The organism is Streptomyces sp. NPDC008317, assembly GCF_042955955.1.
Taxonomy (GTDB): domain Bacteria; phylum Actinomycetota; class Actinomycetes; order Streptomycetales; family Streptomycetaceae; genus Actinacidiphila.
The window spans coordinates 829223-849234 of the sequence record NZ_JBIBFQ010000002.1; the positions used below are offsets into that span (position 1 = coordinate 829223).

Annotated in this window: 15 protein-coding genes and 2 pseudogenes; 6 read left to right on the forward strand and 11 right to left on the reverse strand. The window is 71.5% G+C overall.

The features are described from left to right. Window positions 1-46: 46 nt before the first annotated feature. The 4 genes from ACFY9V_RS08705 to ACFY9V_RS08720 form a co-directional block, all read right to left on the reverse strand. On the reverse strand, window positions 47-1339 hold the full coding sequence (locus tag ACFY9V_RS08705) for a CNNM domain-containing protein (protein WP_391047492.1): 1293 nt from the start codon (window positions 1337-1339) through the stop codon (window positions 47-49). A 19-nt stretch (window positions 1340-1358) separates the two neighbouring features. Further along, a complete protein-coding gene (gene ybeY / locus ACFY9V_RS08710) occupies window positions 1359-1853 on the reverse strand; it encodes an rRNA maturation RNase YbeY (protein ID WP_355344834.1) in 495 nt (164 codons plus the stop codon). Window positions 1854-1866: 13 nt separating this feature from the next. After that, window positions 1867-3990, reverse strand: a complete 2124-nt coding sequence (locus ACFY9V_RS08715; RefSeq protein WP_391160277.1) for a PhoH family protein — start codon at window positions 3988-3990, stop codon at window positions 1867-1869. A gap of 231 nt (window positions 3991-4221) precedes the next feature. After that, window positions 4222-5352, reverse strand: coding sequence for a PfkB family carbohydrate kinase (locus tag ACFY9V_RS08720; RefSeq protein ID WP_391047496.1), 1131 nt, complete (start codon window positions 5350-5352; stop codon window positions 4222-4224). Between the two features lie 153 nt (window positions 5353-5505). Between ACFY9V_RS08720 and ACFY9V_RS08725 the strand changes: the two genes are divergently transcribed. Both ACFY9V_RS08725 and ACFY9V_RS08730 read left to right on the forward strand, forming a co-directional pair. Beyond that, window positions 5506-6819, forward strand: a complete 1314-nt coding sequence (locus ACFY9V_RS08725; RefSeq protein WP_391160278.1) for a 6-phospho-beta-glucosidase — start codon at window positions 5506-5508, stop codon at window positions 6817-6819. Window positions 6820-7058: 239 nt separating this feature from the next. Next, window positions 7059-7859: an HAD family acid phosphatase gene (locus tag ACFY9V_RS08730; RefSeq protein WP_391160280.1), complete on the forward strand. Its 801-nt coding sequence runs from the start codon at window positions 7059-7061 to the stop codon at window positions 7857-7859. Window positions 7860-7873: 14 nt separating this feature from the next. On the opposite strand, the gene ACFY9V_RS08735 is transcribed toward ACFY9V_RS08730, so the two are convergent. From ACFY9V_RS08735 to ACFY9V_RS08745, 3 genes are read right to left on the reverse strand one after another with little or no spacing between them, the layout of a single operon-like run. Continuing rightward, complete coding sequence (locus ACFY9V_RS08735; protein ID WP_355344496.1) at window positions 7874-8887, reverse strand: adenosine deaminase; 1014 nt, start codon at window positions 8885-8887, stop codon at window positions 7874-7876. Between the two features lie 29 nt (window positions 8888-8916). After that, window positions 8917-9822, reverse strand: a complete 906-nt coding sequence (locus ACFY9V_RS08740) for a ribonuclease Z (protein ID WP_391160282.1) — start codon at window positions 9820-9822, stop codon at window positions 8917-8919. 10 nt (window positions 9823-9832) lie between these two features. Continuing rightward, window positions 9833-10189, reverse strand: coding sequence for a histidine triad nucleotide-binding protein (locus ACFY9V_RS08745; RefSeq protein WP_355344491.1), 357 nt, complete (start codon window positions 10187-10189; stop codon window positions 9833-9835). A gap of 553 nt (window positions 10190-10742) precedes the next feature. Here ACFY9V_RS08745 and ACFY9V_RS08750 point away from each other — a divergent pair. Both ACFY9V_RS08750 and ACFY9V_RS08755 read left to right on the forward strand, forming a co-directional pair. Next, complete coding sequence (locus ACFY9V_RS08750; RefSeq protein ID WP_391160284.1) at window positions 10743-11768, forward strand: hypothetical protein; 1026 nt, start codon at window positions 10743-10745, stop codon at window positions 11766-11768. 339 nt (window positions 11769-12107) lie between these two features. Further along, window positions 12108-13148: pseudogene (locus ACFY9V_RS08755) on the forward strand (transposase); the annotation flags it as partial. 14 nt (window positions 13149-13162) lie between these two features. Here ACFY9V_RS08755 and ACFY9V_RS08760 read toward each other — a convergent pair. Next, entirely contained in the window at window positions 13163-13438 is a 276-nt protein-coding gene (locus ACFY9V_RS08760) for a hypothetical protein (RefSeq protein WP_391160286.1), read from the reverse strand. Between the two features lie 243 nt (window positions 13439-13681). Here ACFY9V_RS08760 and ACFY9V_RS08765 point away from each other — a divergent pair, with 243 nt between their 5' ends. Continuing rightward, entirely contained in the window at window positions 13682-14335 is a 654-nt protein-coding gene (locus tag ACFY9V_RS08765) for a hypothetical protein (protein ID WP_391160288.1), read from the forward strand. 116 nt (window positions 14336-14451) lie between these two features. Further along, window positions 14452-15198: pseudogene (locus ACFY9V_RS08770) on the forward strand (transposase); the annotation flags it as partial. Window positions 15199-15450: 252 nt separating this feature from the next. Here ACFY9V_RS08770 and ACFY9V_RS08775 read toward each other — a convergent pair. The 3 genes from ACFY9V_RS08775 to ACFY9V_RS08785 form a co-directional block, all read right to left on the reverse strand. After that, complete coding sequence (locus ACFY9V_RS08775) at window positions 15451-15978, reverse strand: NUDIX domain-containing protein (RefSeq protein ID WP_391160290.1); 528 nt, start codon at window positions 15976-15978, stop codon at window positions 15451-15453. A 327-nt stretch (window positions 15979-16305) separates the two neighbouring features. Beyond that, window positions 16306-19644 (reverse strand): S41 family peptidase, encoded by a 3339-nt coding sequence (locus ACFY9V_RS08780; RefSeq protein ID WP_391160291.1) that lies wholly within the window; start codon window positions 19642-19644, stop codon window positions 16306-16308. Window positions 19645-19666: 22 nt separating this feature from the next. After that, the gene (locus tag ACFY9V_RS08785) at window positions 19667-20011 is read right to left on the reverse strand and encodes a hypothetical protein (RefSeq protein WP_391160293.1); all 345 of its coding nucleotides are present in this window, start codon (window positions 20009-20011) and stop codon (window positions 19667-19669) included. Window position 20012 lies beyond the last annotated feature (1 nt).

Sequence of the window (20012 nt, forward strand, 5' to 3'; positions counted from 1 at the left end):
AAGCCCGGGGGTCTCAGGGCCCGGGGGTTTCAGGAGCCCGGGTGTCTCAGGAGGCCGGGACCTCCGCGACCGGGTCGACCCGGACGGTGTGGATACGGTTGCGGCGGCCCGCGGGCGCCTCGGCCGTCAGCCGCAGCGCGGCCGTACCGCGGTCGCCCGACCCGTCCTCCGGCAGCGGCACCACCGTGGTGGCACCGGGGATCGGGACCCGGCCGAGGGACTTGGCGAGCAGCCCGCCCACCGTCTCAACGTCGTCGTCGTCGAGTTCCACCCCGTACAGGTCACCGAGGTCGCCGATGTCCAGGCGGGCCGTGACGCGGTACGAGCCCTCGCCCAACTCCTCGACCGGGGGCGTCTCGCGGTCGTACTCGTCGGTGATCTCGCCGACGATCTCCTCCAGGATGTCCTCGATGGTGACGATCCCGGCGGTCCCGCCGTACTCGTCGATCACCACGGCCACGTGGTTGCGCTCCTGCTGCATCTCGCGCAGCAGGTCCCCGGCGTTCTTGGTGTCGGGCACGAAGGACGCGGGCCTGATCAGCGTCGAGACCGGCTCGGACTCCGACTCCCGGTTGATGTGCACCCGGCGCGCCAGGTCCTTGAGGTAGACGAAGCCGACGACGTCGTCCTCGCTCTCCCCGGTCACCGGGATACGGGAGAAGCCGCTGCGCAGCGCCAGCGTCATGGCCTGACGGATCGTCTTGAACCGTTCGATCATGACCAGTTCGGGCCGCGGCACCATCACCTCGCGGACGATGGTGTCGCCCAGTTCGAAGACCGAGTGCACCATGCGGCGCTCCTCGTCCTCGATCAGCGACTCGGACTCCGCGAGGTCCACCATCGCGCGCAGCTCGGCCTCGCTCGCGAACGGGCCGCGCTTGAAGCCCTTGCCGGGCGTCACCGCGTTGCCCAGCAGGATCAGCAGCCCCGGCACCGGGCCCATGACGCGGGCCAGCGGCAGCAGGACGTACGAGGCGGCGGTCGCGGTGTTCATCGGGTGCTGGCGGCCGATGGTGCGCGGTGAGACGCCGACGGCCACGTACGACACGAGCACCATGACGCCGATCGCGACGGCGAGGACTTCCCAGGTGCTGTCGAAGTGCCGGTCGCACACGACGGTGATCAGGACGGCCGCGGCCGTCTCGCAGCCGACCCGCAGCAGCAGGGCGACATTGAGGTAACGGGTCGGGTCGGAGGCGACGGCCAGCAGATTGGCGGCGCCCTTGCGGCCGGAACGCAGCGCGTCCTCGGCGCGGAAGCGGGACACGCGGGCGATGGCGGTCTCGGCGCAGGCGGCGAGCCAGGCGACGACGACCAGGACAACAGCGGAGACGATCATGCGGAAGTCACCGTCGGCGTCAGTGGGTGGTGGGCGCGGGCGACGGGCCCTCGGCCCCTTGCTCGTCGCGCCAGCCGTCCAGAATGGCCTTCTGCAGACCGAACATCTCGGCCTTCTCGTCGGCTTCCTCGTGGTCGTAGCCCAGCAGGTGGAGGACGCCGTGGACGGTGAGCAGTTGCAGCTCCTCGTCCATGGAGTGCTTCGTCGGCGCCTCCTCCGCCTGCTTCTTGGCGACCTCGGGGCAGAGCACGATGTCGCCGAGCAGCCCCTGCGACGGCTCCTCGTCCTCTTTCCCCGGACGCAGCTCGTCCATCGGGAAGGACATGACATCCGTCGGCCCCGGCAGGTCCATCCACTGCATGTGGAGCTGCTCCATGGCGTCGGCGTCCACCACGATCACCGACAGTTCGGAGAGCGGGTGGATTCGCATGCGCTGAAGGGCGTAGCGGGCGGCGTCCAGGACCGCCCGCTCGTCGATCTCCCAGCCGGACTCGTTGTTGACGTCGATCGCCATGATGGTGAAGTGGTTACTTTCCGTTGGCACCGGTCGCGCCGGCGATGCTGTCGTCGTAGCGCTCGTAGGCGTCCACGATGCGTCCGACCAGCTTATGGCGCACCACGTCCGTGCTCGTCAGCCGGGAGAAGTGGATGTCCTCGATATCGGTGAGGATGTCCTGGATCTGCCGCAGCCCGCTCTTCGTCCCGTTCGGCAGGTCGACCTGCGTCACGTCACCGGTGATGACGATCTTCGAGTCGAAGCCGAGCCGGGTGAGGAACATCTTCATCTGCTCGGCGCTGGTGTTCTGCGCCTCGTCGAGGATGATGAACGCGTCATTGAGCGTGTTGTGCGTCAGCAGATAGTCCTCGGTGACGTACAGCGAGTCGGCCGCCGCCACCTGGATGCACACCGCTTCCTCACGGCCCGCGGGCTCGATGCTGTCGATGAACCGCATGGGGCGGCCACCCCCGCCGGCCGCGTCATACGTGTCGCGCTTGCGGGCCAGCCGAAAGGGCTCGACGCCCTCGGGGAGCCGGATGTCGATGATGTGGGCGTCCCGGCGGTGCTGGACGTCCCGTCCCCCGGCCCTTCCGGGCTTCCGGCCCTCGGCCGCACGTCGACGGGTGTACGCGACTCCGCCGAGCGACTGGACCAGCGCGATGACATCGTCCCTGAGCAGGATCGATGTCGTCGTGTACTGGATACGGCAGGTGCGATCCGACTGAGTGACCGGCCCTCCGTCGGAGTCCAGCAGACCCTGGAGCAGGGCCAGCCGGATCTCGGCGGAGTTGTTGAGATAACTGTCCGGCACGAACTTCGAGCCCGACGTGTTGCCGAGGAGGTCAAGGGTGCGCAGCGCCGCGGTCACCGGGTTCACGGTGGTGATGACATCGCCGGGTGTCCTGACACGGTTGAGCGTGTAGTCAGGCCCGCCCTTGTGCCGGACGGTCACGCCGGGCAACGCGGCTTCCAGAGCGGTGACGAGTTCCGGGTCGGCGGTGGCGAACGACGGTGTGGTGGAACCGGTGAGGCACCCGTCTCCGAGCAGGAGACCGAGGGCGTACGGGTCCATCGGGACGTCGCGCTCCGGGAAGCACACCGGCGCCGTGAGCAACGGAAGCTCATACCGGCGGGCGTGGGCCGCGCGGAGGCTGCCGATCATCTCCTTGGTCTCCAGGACTCGCCACGGCTTGTCGCGGCGCTTGTCCGAAGCCGTCCTGACCGTCCACAAGTGGTCCCCGCAGGCCAGTGTCGAAGCCCCGTCCTGGGCCGTGACACGGTAGATGTCCTTCTCGCCCTGCGGGTAGACACCGAGAACCGGGGTCGGTTCGCCGTCGGATCCGACGACGAGGTCACCGACCTGGAGGTCGCCGATCGGACGCCAACCGTCCGGTGTCAGCACCTTCGTGAAGACCGGCTGCGCCCTGCCGCGCATGTATGCCAGCGGGGCGACCTCGATCGTGCCCGCTGCCATCAGGCGGGGGATGGAGTCGGCGTCGAGCATGTCGTGCAGGGCGTCGTAGAGCGGGCGCAGGTACGGGTCGATCTTCTCGTAGAGGGTGCCGGGCAGGAAGCCGAGGCGTTCGCCGGCCTCGACCGCGGGGCGGGTGAGGATGATCCGGCTGACCTGCTTGGACTGGAGGGCCTGGACGGCCTTGGCCATGGCCAGGTAGGTCTTGCCGGTGCCCGCGGGGCCGATGCCGAAGACGATGGTGTGGGTGTCGATCGCGTCCACGTACCGCTTCTGGTTGAGCGTCTTGGGGCGGATCGTGCGGCCGCGGCTGGACAGGATGTTCTGCGTGAGGACCTGGGCGGGCGTCTCCGCGTCCGGGTCGACCGCCGTGCCGTTGGCCCTGAGCATGGCGATGGAGCGTTCCACCCCGTCCTCGGTCATCGGCTGGCCGGTGCGCAGCACCAGCATCATCTCGTCGAAGAGCCGCTGGACCAGGGCCACCTCGGGGGCTTCGCCGACGGCGCTGATCTCGTTGCCTCGGACGTGGATGTCGACGGCCGGGAACGCCTGCTCGATCACGCGGAGGAGAGCGTCTCCCGATCCCAGGACGGTCACCATGGGGTGCTTGGCCGGTACGACGAAGTGGGCGCGCGCCTGCTGCGGCGGCTGCGGCTGCTGCTTGGTCGGTGTCTGAGTCATGGGCCGGCGCTAGGGCCTGCTCATCCCGCTTTCTGCTGATCGGCAGGCCCGGAGGGGCCTGGGGGTTCCAAGCGTACGACGCCGCGCCGCGCCCGCCGAGGGGATTTGGCGGTGTGCCCGCGGCGGAAGGGGCACGGGGAGCCACGCGGGGAGCCGCGTGGGCAGGGGCGCGGGCAGGGGCGCGGGCGAGGGTCCGGGCGGGGGTGCGGGGAGCGGCTCGCGGGCCGGGGCTCAGGCGGGGCGGAAGCCGACGGTGGGGACCGCGCGGCGCAGCGGCCAGGGCCGGGGGTCGGTGGGCAGCAGGGCGTCGAGGAAGGCGTAGCGGCCGAGCGGGGAGGCGGGGTCGCAGGGGCCCGGGTCCGCGGCGGCCCGCGCCCGCGCCTTCGTCTGCTGCCACCAGGCGGCGATCTCGGCCCAGCCGGGCGCGGACAGCGAGCCGCCGAACTCCTGCACGGACAGCGCCGCGCACAGCGACGCGAAGGCCAGCCGGTCGGCCAGCGGCCAGGCGGCGAGCGTGCCGGTCACGAATCCGGCGACGAAGACGTCGCCCGCGCCCGTGGGGTCCAGGGCCTCCACGATCAGGGCGGGCACCTCGGCCGTCTCTCCGCTGCCGGAGTCCACGGCGAAGGCGCCCTCGGAGCCGAGGGTCACCACCGCGAGCGGCACCCGTTCGGCCAGGGCCCTGGCGGCCTCGCGCGGGCAGGCCGTCCGGGTGTACCGCATGGCCTCCTCGGCGTTCGGCAGAAACGCGGCGCAGTGCCGTAGCCCATCCAGGTCTGCCGGGTCCCAACGGCCGGTCTCGTCCCAGCCGACGTCCGCGAAGACCTTCGTCCCCGAGGCGGCGGCGGCCCCGATCCACTCCTGGTCCCGCTCCTGGTCGCCCGCCCTGCCGTGGTGCCCGAGCGACGCCACCGCCGCCCGCGCGGGCGGCGGGCAGGCGGGAACCGACTCCTGCGCGGGCGGCGCCTCGTGCCCGTGGCTGACCATCGTCCGCTCGCCCTCGTACGCCATCGACACCGTCACGGGCGAGTGCCAGCCGGGGATGCGCCGCGACGGCGCCAGGTCGATGCCCTCGCCCGACGACAGGCTGTCCCAGCAGTAGTCGCCGTACACGTCGTCCCCGAACGCCGCCGCCAGCGTCGTCCGCAGCCCGAGTCTCGCCAGCGCCGTCGCCATGTTCGCGATCCCGCCGGGGCTCGAACCCATCCCCCGCGCCCACGACTCGGTGCCGCGTACGGGCGCGCTGTCCAGTCCCGTGAAGATGATGTCCAGGAACACGGTGCCGGTCAGGTAGACGTCGGTCGCCGGGTCGCCCGCCGCGCGGAGCGTGCCGAGGGGGTCGAGAACGGGCATGTCGTCCATCCCGTCACTGTGCCACGGCGTCCGCGCCCGGGGCTGCACGTACCGCCACCTGATGTCGGTTGACGCACCGCGGGGCCGGTGGGCGCGGCGAGCCCCCGCCGGGGGAAGATCCGGGGGACGACATCAGCCAGGCAGGACGGAAGGTCACCGCGCATGCGCCTGACGATTCTGGGAGGCGGCGGCTTCCGCGTCCCCCTCGTGTACCGAGCCCTGCTCGACGACCCCACGGTCAGTGACGTCGTGCTGTACGACACGGACCCGCGGCGGCTGCGGGTGATCACGGCGGTGCTGGCGACGATGCCGGGCGGCCCGCCGGTGCGGCCGACGACGGACCTGGACGACGCCCTGCGCGGAGCGCGGTTCGTCTTCTCGGCGATCCGCGTCGGCGGCACCGCGGGCCGCGTCTCGGACGAGCGGGCGCCGCTGGCCGAGGGCGTGCTGGGCCAGGAGACGGTCGGCGCGGGCGGGGTACTGTACGGGCTGCGGACGCTGCCGGTCGCGACGGCGGTGGCGGAACGGGTCAAGGCGGTGGCGCCGGACGCGTGGGTCATCAACTTCACGAATCCGGCCGGGATGGTGACCGAGGCGATGAGCCGGGTGCTGGGCCCGCGGGTGATCGGGATCTGCGACTCGCCGGTGGGGCTGGTGCGGCGGGCGGCGCGGGCGGCGGGCGCGGACCCGGACGGACCGGGCTTCGGCTACGACTACGTGGGCCTCAACCACCTCGGCTGGCTGCGGAAGTTGACGGTCGACGGTACGGACCTGCTGCCGGGCCTGCTGGCCGACCCGGTGGCACTCGGCACCTTCGAGGAGGGCCGGCTCTTCGGCCCCGAGTGGCTGGGCGCGCTGGGCTCGCTGCCCAACGAGTACCTGCACTACTACTACTTCCGGCGCGAGTCGCTGGCCGCGGTGCGCGCCGCGGATGCCACGCGCGGTGAGTTCCTGGACCGGCAGCAGGGCGCGTTCTTCGTCGCGGCCGATGAACAGCCGGGCCGGGCGCAGGAGTTGTGGGAGCGGACCCGGCTGGAGCGCGAGGAGACGTACATGGCGGACAGCCGTGCCGCGTCCGGCGGTTGGGAGCGCGACCCGCACGATCTGGACGGCGGCGGTTACGACCGGGTGGCGCTCGCGCTGATGCGGGCCATCGCGCGGGACGAGCGGACGACGCTGATCCTCAATGTGCCGGGCGGCGGGGCGGTGCCGTTCCTCGACCCGGAGGCCGTGGTCGAAGTGCCGTGCGAGGTCGGGGCGTTCGGGGCGAGGCCGCTGCCGGTGGCGGCGCCGGACGAGCACCAGGCGGGGCTGATGCTGGAGCTGAAGGCCGTGGAGCGGGCGGCGATCGAGGCGGCGGCCACCGGTTCGCGCCGGGCCGCGCTGCGGGCGCTCGCGCTGCACCCGCTGGTGGACTCCCCGGCGGTCGCGGCGCGAATCCTGGCGGCGGCGCTCCCCGACGACGGCCGACGCTGACGGGCGGGCGCCCGGCCGGCCCCATCCGGGCCGCCCGGCCGATCCGGGCCGCCCGGCCGATCCGGGCCGCCCGGCGCAACGGCCCGCCCGGCGCAACGGCCTCTGAACTGCGGGTTAACTCAAGGGAAACGAGTTGACGGAACCCGCGCTCGGTGCCACGCGCGTAGACCTCCCTTGACCAGCCAGGATCGACGGGTCTAGGTTCACCGGCACCAACCGAGCGTTGAAGGAGCACCGTCATGCCCCGAGCCCGACTCTCCGCCCGCACCCGCACCTTGGCCGTCGCCGTGGTCGCGGCGTCGCTGGGCGCCACGGTCTACGGAGTCGGCGTCGCCGGCGCCCACGATTCCGTGCCGCGCAGCGACAAGCAGATCCCCAACCTCACCGACGTGGTCAGTGAGATCAAGGCGTACTACGGCGACACCGTGGACGCCTCGGGCGAGCACTTCGCGTCGCCGAGCAGCAACTACGCCAAGCAGGTCGCGGGCATCGAGGCCAAGGCCAAGCAGTATCTGGCCCACGAGGTCGGCCACGGAGGCCGCGGCGGCCACGCGGCCAAGCCCGCCATCGTCCTGGACGTCGACGACACCAGCCTAAACACGTACAACTACGAGCTGGAGGTGGGCTTCGCCTACACGCCCGCCAGCAACTCGGCGTACATCGCGAACAAGAACATGGACGCCGTCTTCGGCATGGAGAAGCTGACCAACTGGGCGGCGGACCAGGGCATCACGGTCTTCTGGGTCACCGGCCGCCCGGAGGCCCAACGCGCCGACACCGTACGGAATCTGGCCGCCGTCGGCTACAAGCCGGCCGCCGACGCCGCGCACCTCTACCTGAAGAACGCGGCCAGCCCGCCGTCGTACCTGCCGTGCGGCTCGACGTGCACGACCATCGAGTACAAGTCCGGTACCCGCAAGCACATCGAGTCGCTCGGCTACAACATCGTCGGCAACTTCGGCGACCAGTACAGCGACCTGACCGGCGGCTACGCGGACAAGTCCTTCAAGCTGCCGAACCCGATGTACTTCCTGCCGTAGGACGCGAAGAGGCGTCAGCCGAACGCGTACGCCTCCACCTCGGCCAGGCACGCCGCCCTGCGCGGCTCGTCGTGGTCGAGGAAGGCGGCGAGGAACGAATTGCGGGCCAGGGTGCGCTCGTCCTCCTCGGTGAGAGCGAGGGCGGCGCGCACCGCCGCGAAGTTGTCGTCCGCGTAGCCGCCGAAGTAGGCGGGGTCGTCGGAGTTGACGGTGACGCGCAGGCCCTCCGCGAGCATGCGCGGCAGCGGGTGGGCGGCCAGTGAACCGACGCAGCGCAGGCGGACGTTGGACAGCGGGCAGACCGTCAGCGGCACCTGTTCGCGGACCAGCCTGGCCACCAGCGCCGGGTCCTCAAGGCAGCGGATGCCGTGGTCGATCCGCTCCACGCCCAGCACGTCGAGGGCCTCGCCGATGTACGCGGGCGGCCCCTCCTCCCCCGCGTGCGCGACCCGCCGCAGCCCGGCCGCCGCAGCCCGCTCGTACACCTCGCGGAACTTCGCGGGCGGGTGCCCGACCTCCGCCGAGTCCAGGCCGACGCCGGTGATGAGGCCGGGGCCGGCGCCCGAGCCGAAGTACGGGCGCGCCGCCTCGAAGGTGTCCAGCGCCGACCGCTCGGACTCGTCCCGCAGGAAGCACATGATCAGGCCGCCGCTGATCCCGTGCCGCCGCCCCTCGCGCTCCAGCGCCCCGGCCAGGCCCTCCACGACCGTCCCGATCGGCACCCCGCGCGCGATGTGCGCCTGCGGGTCGAAGAACACCTCCGCGTGCCGTACGCCCTGCTCCGCCGCCCGCGCCAGATACGCGCCCATCAGCTCGGCGAAGTCCTCCTCGGTGCGCAGGACGGCCATCAGCGCGTAGTACAGGTCGAGGAAGGACTGGAGGTCGGTGAAGGAGTACGCCTGCCGCAGCGCCTGGGCCGTCGGGTACGGCAGCGCGACCCGGTTGCGCGCGGCGAGCTCGAAGGCCAGCTCGGGCTCCAGGGTGCCCTCGATGTGCAGGTGCAGTTCGGCCTTGGGGATGGGGGGCATGGCGGGGTTCGCTTTCAGGGGGTTCGGGCTCAGCGGCGGCGCGGGACCGGGACGCGGATCAGGTCGTGGGCGACGGTCAGCTCGCCCTGGTAACCGGCCGTCCTCGCCTGCCGTTCGAAGACGGCGGGATCGCCGTAGCGCTGCGAGAAGTGGGTGAGGACGAGGTGCCGTACGCCCGCGTCCCGTGCGACGGCGGCGGCCTGACCGGCCGTCAGATGGCCGTAGTCGGCGGCCAGTCCCGCGTCCTCGTCCAGGAAGGTCGACTCGATGACCAGCAGGTCGCAGCCCTCGGCGAGGGCGTGGACCCCGTCGCACAGCCGGGTGTCCATGACGAAGGCGAAGCGCTGGCCGCGCCGCACCTCGCTGACCTGGTCGAGCGTGACGCCGTTGAGACCGCCGTCGCGTTGCAGCCGGGCGATGTCGGGACCCGCGACACCGTGCTCGGCCAGCCGCTCGGGGAGCATCCGGCGGCCGTCGGGTTCGACGAGCCGGTAGCCGTACGACTCGACCGGGTGGGAGAGCCGGCGCGCCTCCAGCGTGAAGGCGGGGGTCGTGGCGAGCACCCCGTCGGCCGCGACCGGCGCCTCGCGCAGGTCGGCGGCCTCGTGGTAGGCGGTGGCGTACCGCAGCCGCTCGAAGAAGCGCTGCCCACTGGCCGGGTAGTGCGCGGTGACCGGGTGCGGGACGCGGTCGAGGCTGATCCGCTGGAGCACACCCGCCAGGCCCAGCGAGTGGTCGCCGTGGAAGTGCGTGACGCAGATCCTGGTGAGGTCGTGCGCCGCGACGCCCGCGTGCAGCATCTGCCGCTGGGTGCCCTCGCCGGGATCGAAGAGGATCGCCTCGCCGTCCCAGCGCAGGACGTACCCGTTGTGATTGCGGTGCCGGGTCGGCACCTGGCTGGCGGTGCCGAGGACGACCAGTTCGCGTACCGACAAAGGCCGGACCTCAGACCAGCCGCTGGAGGTCGCGCCCGCCGAGCACGTGGGCGTGCGCGTGGAAGACGGTCTGTCCGGCGCCGGGGCCGGTGTTGAAGACGATCCGGTAGCCCGTCGTGTCGACCTTCTCCTGCGCCGCGACCTCGCCCGCCTCGCGCAGCACGTCGGCGGCCACCAGGGGTTCGGCCGCCGCCAGGGCGGCGCCGTCCGGGTAGTGCACGCGGGGGATCACCAGGACGTGGGTCGGGGCCTGGGGGCTGATGTCGCGGAAGGCGACGGTGGTCTCGGTCTCACGCACGATCGTCGCGGGGATTTCGCCGGCCACGATCTTGCAGAACAGGCAGTTGGCCTGCGGCTCTCCCGCCATGGTGGCGGCCCCCTTTTCGTACGGATACGGGTCGTGTGCATGCTATCCGCCGCTTGCGGGTCGGCGCTGTGCGGCTTGTCTTTCCCGCCCGCCCGCCCACCCGTGCGGGTGCTTTCTTCGTCTGCGGGTGCCGCTTGTGCCTGGTCGGTCCCGGCCCGGGGCACCTCCTCGGGCGACGAACCTGCGGCCACCTGCGCCTGCTTCTGCCCCTGCCCGTTCGTCCCCCTGCGGGGGCACCCCGGCCCGTCCCCTCCCGGTACGTCGGCGTCCGCCTGTCCGGTGGGGGTGGGTGGGATCCCGAGCTCTGTGGATGCAGCTCCCGGCCGGGTTTGCGGCGCGCCAAGGTTTCTCATAGCACCCGAATGGAAGTGGTACGTGGCGACGAATCACGCGCGCAAGACGGACATCCACGCGGCGATCGTGGACCTGTTCGCGGGCCATCTTCCGGCGGCGGACCGGCGGTAGGGCTTCTCCCAGGTGGCGCCCGTGCCGGAGCTCTTCGCGGGGCGGGCCACGAAGGCCGTTGTCAGAGGAGATTGGCAAGATTGCGGCCATGAATGTCACTCCCGTCACTCCGCCACGGCCGATCGACGTTGTCGCGGTCTTTCCCGAACTGGCCCCACTGGCCCGCACGGCGACCCGCCTGCACCCCCGTCCCGGTGCGCCGACGCGGCACGACAGCTCGATCGGCGGGCCGCTGCTGTGGCCCGCCGACGAGCCGTGGCCGTACTGCGAGGAACCGCATGTGGTGGACGGCGTCAACCCGGTTCGGTCCCCAGCGGATCTGCGGCAGGAACGCCGGATCTTCGCCGGCGCGTACGGCCGGGACCTGAACGCCGAGGAACGGGAGGCCCTTGAACGGATCCGGCCCCCTCGGACGCGTCCAGTGTGGCTGGCGGTTCAGTCGTACGACGGCCCCATAGAGATGCTGCCCGTCGCGCAACTGTACGCACGCGACGTGCCCGATCTGCGGCCGCCGGAGGGCAAGGACCTTCTGCAGGTGCTGTGGTGCCCCTTCGATCATCCGATCATGCCCAGGACCCTGCTCGTCTGGCGCTCGGCAGCCGCTGTCACCGACGTCCTCGACACGCCCCCCGAGCCGCCCGCAGTGCAGTTCGACGGCTATCTGCCGGAGCCGAGCGTGCTCGAACCGGAGCAGATCACCGAGTATCCCGACCATCTGGAGCTGAGCGAAGAACTGCGGGAGCGGATCAGGCAGTGGGACGTGCCGCAGGCGGCGGAGGAGGACATGGACCCGGACACGTACTACGACTGCGCGCTGTCCAACGCACCCGGCTGGAAAGTCGGCGGCTGGCCCGCCTGGGACTCCACCGACCCCGACCCGGAACGCTGCTCCGAGTGCGGTACCCGTATGGAGGTCCTGATGACCGTCGCCACGTTCGAGGAAGGGGACGACGCCGGGAACAGCTGGTCTCCGCACCCCCACCCCGGTGCCGGACCGTACCCGGGCCACCGCGGCTACAACGCGACCGGGGTCCAGATAGGCAGCGGCTACCGGCAGCATCTGTTCGTCTGCACGGCGAATGCCGAACATCCGCACATCGAGTTGATGACGTAGCCCGCCCGCAGCGTGCTGCCGGTGCGTCACCGTGGGGGCATGCCGCGATTCAGGATGTCCGCGAAGCTCGCGGTCCCGGACACCCGACGGATTTGTTGACCTGCAGGAACGTGACCTCCGACGCATGGAGTTCCGCGCAGGTGAGTGCTTGTGTCTGAGCCTCGGTTTTGGGTAGCTCTGGGTCCTGGGCTGGGGCTGCGGGAGACGGTTGCAGTCGGTGGCTCCGGCTTGGACGAGGTTCTGTTCGTCGGCCTGCCGCGGTAGGAAGTGGCGGCAGGATCAGCGGTTTCGGAAGCGTGTGGCCGCGGAGTTGAGCGGGGCCGACCGGGCTGAGTGCGGGCCGACGCGGTGCTGTGCCCGGACGGGCCGGTGACCACGCCGGTGAATCTGACGCTGACGGCCGAACACCGGCGTGGGACGGTCCTCGGACCAGTTCATCCCCGGCTGGCCGTACTCCTTCGTCGCCGCCCTCGAATCGGGCCGGACGTCTTGGTGCCAACTCCTGGACGCCGTCCGTCTCGGACCCGAGGACGACGTCGCCGAGGTCACCGCCGCCCAACTCCGCCGGGTCGTCACGGACCTGATCGAGATAGGCCGCTGGCACTTCGGCGATCGCGACATCCTCATCGTCTTCGACGCCGCTTACGACGCCCCGCGCATGGCCCACCTCCTGGCCGGCCTCCCGGTCGAGGTGCTGGGGCGGATGCGCTCCGACCGCGTCATGCGACGGCCGACGCCCTCGCTCAAGAAGTACGCCCTGTCCTACCCCCAGGGCGGGCGACCCCCAAAGCACGGCAAGGAGTTCCGCTTCGCCAAGCCGGCATCCACCCCCGTCTGACCACCCGCTCCGCCTGGATCGACCACACCGGCGAACTCCCCGTCCAGGTCGACCGCCTGCCCGGCGGAGGCGACCCACTCCCGCTCTGGCTCTGGTCGTCCGCCACCAGCCTGGACAGCGAGGACGTCGACGTGCGCTGGCTGGCGTTCCTGAGGAGGTTCGACATCGAGCACCTCCTCAGGCTGATGAAACAGACCCTCGGGTGGACCCGTCCGAAGCTGCGAACCCCCGAGGCCGACGAGCGCTGGACCTGGCTGATCATCGCCGCCCACACCCAGATCCGCCTCCTGCGCGAGGCCGCCGCCGACTTACGCCACCCCTGGGAGAAGCCCGCCGGGCCCGGCCGACTCACCCCGGCCCGAGTCCGCCGGGGGTTCAGGAACCTCCGCCCGAACCTGCCCTGCCCGGCGCGTGCACCCAAACCAAGCCAGCCGGGCCCCGGCAGGCCACCCGGCTCGAAAAACCGGCACCCCGCCACCCGCTACGACGTGGGCAAGACCACCAGACGCCCCGAAAGCATCATCGAACACGATCAGCTCAGAGACGGAGTACAACGTCAGAATGGAACAGCCAGCCCGGCCTCGCGCAATCGAAGCAGTGCCACATCCATGCACTCGGCGACCGAGGCCCCGTCCGCCCTCATCCCACCGCCCAGCGGCCCACCTGAAGCAGCGAACGTCCACGCCGGCTGACCGTCACGCATGCGCTCCGCGTCGACCCGGATCATGGCACCGACTCCCTGCTCGCCAAGCCACTCCAGGATGGACAGCGTCACGTCCTCGATGCCGCTGTCCAGATCCGCCTTGGGCCGCCGCCCCATCCCCTTGGCCATGACCACAACCCTACTCAGCAGCTGAACGAGTCGTGTCACGCACTCTCAAAGCGGCTCAGACCATAAAGAACAAGCTGAGCTTGCCATTTAATGTCCGGGGGATCATCGAGTCGGTGTCCCGGAAGCTCGAACCGGTATTGCGGTGCGCCCGAGAGTGTTGTGGTCACGCCAGTGGGCATCGCTACTGCTGGCGGGCGGGCCCTGGGCCCGGATCCTGTATCGCGGCTCGGTAGCGTCACCCTGGTGGACCTTAATCTTTTCAACAGCGTGCCCAATGGCCTGACGCCACGCGCCCGGTCGTTCGTCAGCTCGCACGGCGTCAAAGTAGACCTCCGATCCGTCGAGGTGCACAGGCAGTGGTGGCTGGAGCGAGCTATTCCAGCAGCGACGATCGACCGGATGGCGGCGTGTCAAGAACGTTGGGGCGGTCTGCTCCTGCCGCCTGCATCGCAGTACGACGGCGGCCCCAAGTTCTTCGATCCGGACTCGCCGGAAGGCTCTGCCTCCGAAGGGTGGTGGTTCGAAGCCGGACCGCAGCGTACCGCCGTCCCCTACTCGTTCATGATCGGACCAAATGATGAGTTCGGCATCCATGCGGACCGTTGGACGCCACTCCACGCGACCGTCGAGGGCTGGGTGGAGTCGCTCGCGCTGACTCACCACGCATCCATGTGGGCAAAGCAGATCACCAAGGTCACGGGCGATGATGTCGACGGCATCGACCTGGACGCCTACGAGCCGGTAATAGAGGTGCGGGGCCTGGCCGACACGTGGTGGCGGGGAAGCGAATCGTTGGTGGCGATGTACACGGGTGAGGCTGAATCCCTCTCCTTTCCCAGAGCACGCACCGCGCTGATCTATTCGGGCCTGGACGACTGGGGACTGCGAGGTGGTTGAGGACGTCAGCGCCTGAGCGCTTCAAGAGGGGCGGCTTCCACCCAAACGGCGATTCTCCGGACGAAAGGTCGGCCTTCGCATAATCCTGAACTCAGCTACGGGGAACAGGGTTCGACATGGAGGCCGCAGTGCCGGGTCTGCTCCACCAGGACGCCCGCCAGCAGGCATTCGCGAGACTGTCACGTTTTCGGGGCGATTTCTACGACTCCCTCACCGCGCGGGGTGACGCGCTGTTCGAGCTGGCGGACGCGTTGCTGTGCACGGACGGACCGGTCAAGACCTCGGTGGACCTGTCGCTGGCGCCCGAGCACCGACGCGGACACGGCTCCCTCTATGCCGCGCTGAACAACGGTGCAGTCGACAGGGACCGGCTGCGACGGCGGTTGGCCGAGCTGCCGCGGGCGGCCGACGGCCGCCTGATCTTGGCGGTGGCCGTGAGCCCGTGGCTGCGGCCGGACGCCGGCACCGCGCCGGACCGTTCGTTCTGCCACACCTACGGACGGGACAAGGACGAGCACCGGATGATCCCAGGCTGGCCCTACTCGATCGTCGTCGCCCTGGAGAGCGGCCGGACCTCGTGGACCGCACCTCTGGACGCGGTCCGCCTCGAACCCGGCGCCGACGTCTGCGCCGTCACGGTCGCCCAGCTCCGCCGAGTCGTGGAGGAACTGTTCACAGCCGGGCGACCGCCCAAACATGGTGGTGAGTTCGTCTTCGGACAGCCCGACACCTGGGGCCAGGAACACGCGGTGACCGTCACCGAGACCCGACTCTACGGGAAGGCCACCGCCCGGGCCTGGGACCGGCTCCATCCCCGCCTCACGAAACGGGCGGCCTGGCTCGACCACGACGGCGAGCTGCCCCGTGCACCCAAACCGACCCGACCAGGACCAGGACGCCCTCCTGCCTCGAAGAACAGCACCATCGCCACCCGCCACGACGTGGGAAGAGTCCTCGCAACCGGCGAGCCGCACCAACGACCGGCCCATGCCTGCGTTTCGTCACTCGGTAAGGCCCATTTCGTCGGTACCTCTGGGTGGGGTCCGGGCCCTGCGCGACTGGCCGTCCGCCCAGGGCAGGCGGGGGGTGCGGGCCGGGCGGGGAGGGGTGGAGGGTTATGAGGGAGGACGGGGAACGGGTGGGGGTGCCGGGGGCCAGCCGTGGAGGGAGATGGCCAGGCCGCCGTCGAGGTAGGAGCGGAGGGCGAGGTCGGTGGACGGGACCATGGGGGTGGGGAGGTCGGTGACGGGCGTCCAGCGGACCTGGCTGTGCTTGCCGGGCTCGCGGTTCTCCGGCTGGCCGTGCCAGGTGCGGGTGGCGAAGACCACGGTGAGGAATCCGGCCGGGGACTCCACGCCCCACGCGCCGTGCACGACGTGAGCGAGGGTCAGGTGGCCGGGGTCGACGGTGAGGCCGGTCTCCTCGTACAGCTCGCGCACGGCCGTGGCGGTGACCGGCTCCCCCGGGTCGCTCTTGCCGACCGGGAAGTCCCACATGCCCTGGCCGAATTTGGACCGCTCACCGCGCTGGAGCAGCAGGACCCGGTCGGCAACGGTGTCGTGGACGATGACGGCCGCGACGAGCAACGTCATGGAGTCGACAGCGGGCGGCAGCGCCGGGGGGCGGTCTCCAGGCTGGGACATCGAGGCTCCCTTCATACGGACCGACACGGACAGATGAGGCATGCGGGGACCTCGGGTCCTCCACTCCGGGGCCACCCCCCCTCCCCCGGCAACCCCCACCGGACAGGCGGACGCCGACGTACCGGGAGGGGACGGGCCGGGGTGCCCCCGCAGAAATGCGGTGACAAGAAGGGCACCGGATAGAGGAGACCAGGTAGCCGCATTTCGAGGAGGTGCCCCGGACCGGCACCGACCAGGCACAAGCGGCACCCGCAGACGAAGAAAACACCCGCACGGGTGGGCGGGCGGGCAAAACCAGGCCCGAAGGGCCAACCGCCGCCGACCCGATCAACCGCCCATACCCGGCAGCTCCGGCGGCCTCTTGGCCGGAGACTCCTCCAGCGCGGCAAGCGCCATGCCCACGGCAGTGTCAAGCTGCGGATCCCGCCCGCCAACCGAATCCTGCGGAGCGTGAACAACCTCGACGTCCGGATCAACCCCATGGTTCTCGACGCCCCAGCCGTACCCCTCCAACCAGAAGGCGTACTTCGGCTGCGTGACAGCCGTCCCGTCGACCAGGTGGTACCGGTTGTCGATGCCGATGACCCCGCCCCAGGTGCGGGTACCGACCACAGGCCCGATGCCGAGAGCCCGAATCGCGGCGTTGACGATATCCCCGTCGGACCCGGAGAACTCGTTGGCGACAGCCACAATCGGCCCCCGCGGGGCATCCTGCGGATAGCTGACCGGGTGCGCGTCGCGCGGCAGGTCCCAGCCGACGACCCGGCGGGCCAGCTTCTCCACGACGAGCTGCGACGTATGGCCGCCGCGGTTCTCGCGGACGTCCACGACCAGGCCCTCGCGGGCGACCTCGACGCGCAGGTCGCGGTGGAGCTGCGCCCAGCCGCTGCCGACCATGTCGGGCACGTGCAGATAGCCCAGCCGCCCGCCGGACGCGCGGTGGACGTGGGCGCGGCGGCCGGCGACCCAGTCGTGGTAGCGCAGCGGTTCCTCGTCGGCGAGCGGTACGGCCACGACATGGCGTACGGGGCCGCCCGCGGCGGGGGCGACGGTCAGTTCCACCGGCTTGCCCGCGGTGCCGACCAGCAGCGGCCCCGGTCCCGTCACCGGGTCGACGCGGTGGCCGTCCACCGCCAGCAGGAGGTCGCCCGCGCGGACGGCGACGCCCGGCGCGGCCAGCGGGGAGCGGGCGTACGGGTCGGAGGACTCGCCGGGCAGCACCCGGTCGATCCGCCAACCGCCGTCCTCCGTACGGGAGATGTCCGCGCCGAGCAGACCCTGCCGGTGCAGCGGGTCGAAGTGGCCGCCGGACGGGATGACGTAGGCGTGCGAGGTGCCCAGCTCGCCGTGCAGCTCCCACAGCAGGTCGATCAGGTCGTCGTGGGTGGCGATCCGGTCGAGCAGCGGCCGGTAGCGCTCGCCCGCCGCCGCCCAGTCGACGCCGCCCATGTCGGCGCGCCAGAAGTTGTCGCGCATGAGCCGGTGCGTCTCGTCGTACATCTGCCGCCACTCGTCCTGCGGGCGGACGGTGACCCGGACCCGGGTCAGGTCGACGGTGACGGAGCCGCCGGACTCGTCGTCCGCGTCGGACTTGCTGTCGGCGGGCGTGATCCGCAGCCGCGATCCGTTGGTGAGCAGCACCTTGGCGCCGTCGCCGGTGACCGCGAAGGCGTCGGCGTCGTCGGCGATCTCCTCGATACGGAGCTGCGCCAGGTCGTACCGCTCCAGCACGGTGTTGGGCGGCTGGGCGTCCGGGGTGGCCAGGGCCGCGCCGAGCGCGCCGACCAGCGGGTGGCGCAGCCACAGCACACCGCCCTTGGCGGCGCGCAGCCCCGAGTAGTGCCCGGCCTCGACGGGGAAGGGCACGATCCGGTCGGCCAGGCCCTCCAGGTCGACGCGGGTGACGGGCGTACGCGGCCGGTCGTCCTTCTTGCCCTCGCCGCCGCTCTCCTTCCCCGCGCCGTCCTGCTCCTCCTTGGCCGGGCCGTCCTGGTCGTCCTCGTCGGCGTCGTACGGGCGGCCGTGGCGCTGCGGGCCGAACGGCGAGGGCGTCGTCGCGCACAGCGTGATCAGGTGCGGGCGGCAGGCGTTGGGGAAGGACAGGTCGAAGACGTGCGCGTCGTAGACCGGGTCGAAGGCGCGCTCGGACAGGAACGCCAGGTGGCGGCCGTCGGCGGTGAAGGCGGGCGCGAAGTCGTTGAACCGCAGCGGGGTCGCGTCGGCCACCGACAGGTCGGCGGTGGCGGCGATCTTCAACTGCCGCAGTTCGCCGGGGCCCGGCTGCGACCAGGCGAGCCAGGCCGAGTCGGGTGAGAAGGCGAGGCCGGACGCGTCGCCCGAGTCGCCCGCGATCACCTCGCGCACCTCGCCGGTCTGCGTCTCGACCAGCAGCACCCGGCCGTCGTGCGAGGCGACGGCGATGCGGTGGCCGTCCGGCGAGACCTCCATGCGCAGCACCCGGCCCAGGCGGCCCGCGGCGAGCCTGCGCGGCGCGGTGCCGGCCGGCAGGCCGACGGCGGGGGCGACCTCCAGGGCGTCCTCGCCGTCCGCGTCGGTGACCCACACCACCTGCTGCTCGCCGTCGGCGCCGCCCTGCCCGAACACCCGCGGCAGCCGGGTACGGACGCCGGGGTCGGCCGCCAACGCCCTTGCCGGGCCGCCGCGGTGGGTCAGCCAGTGCGTGGTGCCGCGGATCTCCAGGGCGCTGCCCCGGCCGGTGTGGTCGGGGCGCGCGTCCCCGAGGTACCGGACGGCGCGTACGGGGTACGGCCGCAGGTCGGCGCGCTGGCCGCCGAGGCGTACCTCGATCTCGCGCGGTGCCGCGTCGGCGTCGGTCAGGTCGTCCAGCAGGTGGACGCGGCCCCCGGCCATGTACGCCACGCGGGCGCCGTCGGTGGCGGCCTGCCGGGCGTAGAAGCCGTCGATGCCGTCCGCGGGGGTGTGGCGGCGCAGGCCGGTGCCGTCGGGCAGGCTCGAATAGAGCGCTCCGGCGCCCTCGTGGTCGGACAGGAACGCGATGCGGTCGCCGACCCACATCGGGCACTCGATGTTGCCGTCGAGGTCCTGGTGCACCCGCTCGAAGGCGCCGTCGCCCGCGCGGTCGATCCACAACTTGCCCGCCGTGCCGCCGCGGTAGCGCTTCCAGTGCGCGGCTTCCCTGCTCATCGTCGGCGACTGGATCAGCACCGCGCCGTCCGGGCCGTACGCGAGATCGCCGACCGGGCCGTACGGCAGGGTCCGCGCGGGCCCGCCGTCCAGCGGCACCGCCCGCGCCCATGTCCGCCGCGAGGACGCCTCGCCGTACGGCGTGACCGCGACCAGCTCGCCGTCCGGCGTCCACGTCCGCACGGCCGTCCGTACGTTGCCCCAGTACGTCAACCGGCTGGCCTGGCCGCCCTCCAGGGGCGCGGCGTGCACCTCGGGCGCCCCGTCCCTGGTCGACGTCCACGCCACCCACTCGCCGTCGGGCGAGACCCTGGGCCGTCCGACCGGCATGTTGTCCGCGCTCACCCGCCACGCCCGGCCGCCGTCCAGCGGCGCGACCCACACATCGTCCTCGGCGGCGAACGCGAGCAAGTCGCCGTGCGGGTGCGGGTGTCGGAGGTAGGAGGGCTGCGGCGCGCTCGGGCGCGGCTGCCGCGTCACGTGCTGGTCGTGGTCGGTCACCACGCCAGCCTAGCGACGGCGATCATGTCTTCGCCGAGCAGTTTCCGAGACCTCGTACGTCGAAGACGGTCTTCTTTCCGACCACCGCGGTCAGGTGGCCCTGGACGCACTTGTCGTCCAACTGCTTGGTCACCGTGCCCTTTACGGTGATCTTCTCGTCGTGGTCGGTCCGGCCGAGGCAGTTGACGTCGTCCTCGGTCCTGCCCGTCGTCGCGCTGCACGACAGCCAACTCACGTCAATGTCGTCCTTCTTGAGCGCCCGCGTCGCCAACTGGTCGGTCGTCGCCGACACCGCGCTCGCCCCCAGCCCGTCCGCCGGGTCGCATCCGCTGATCGTCATCGCCATGAGGGCGGCCGTCACGGCCATC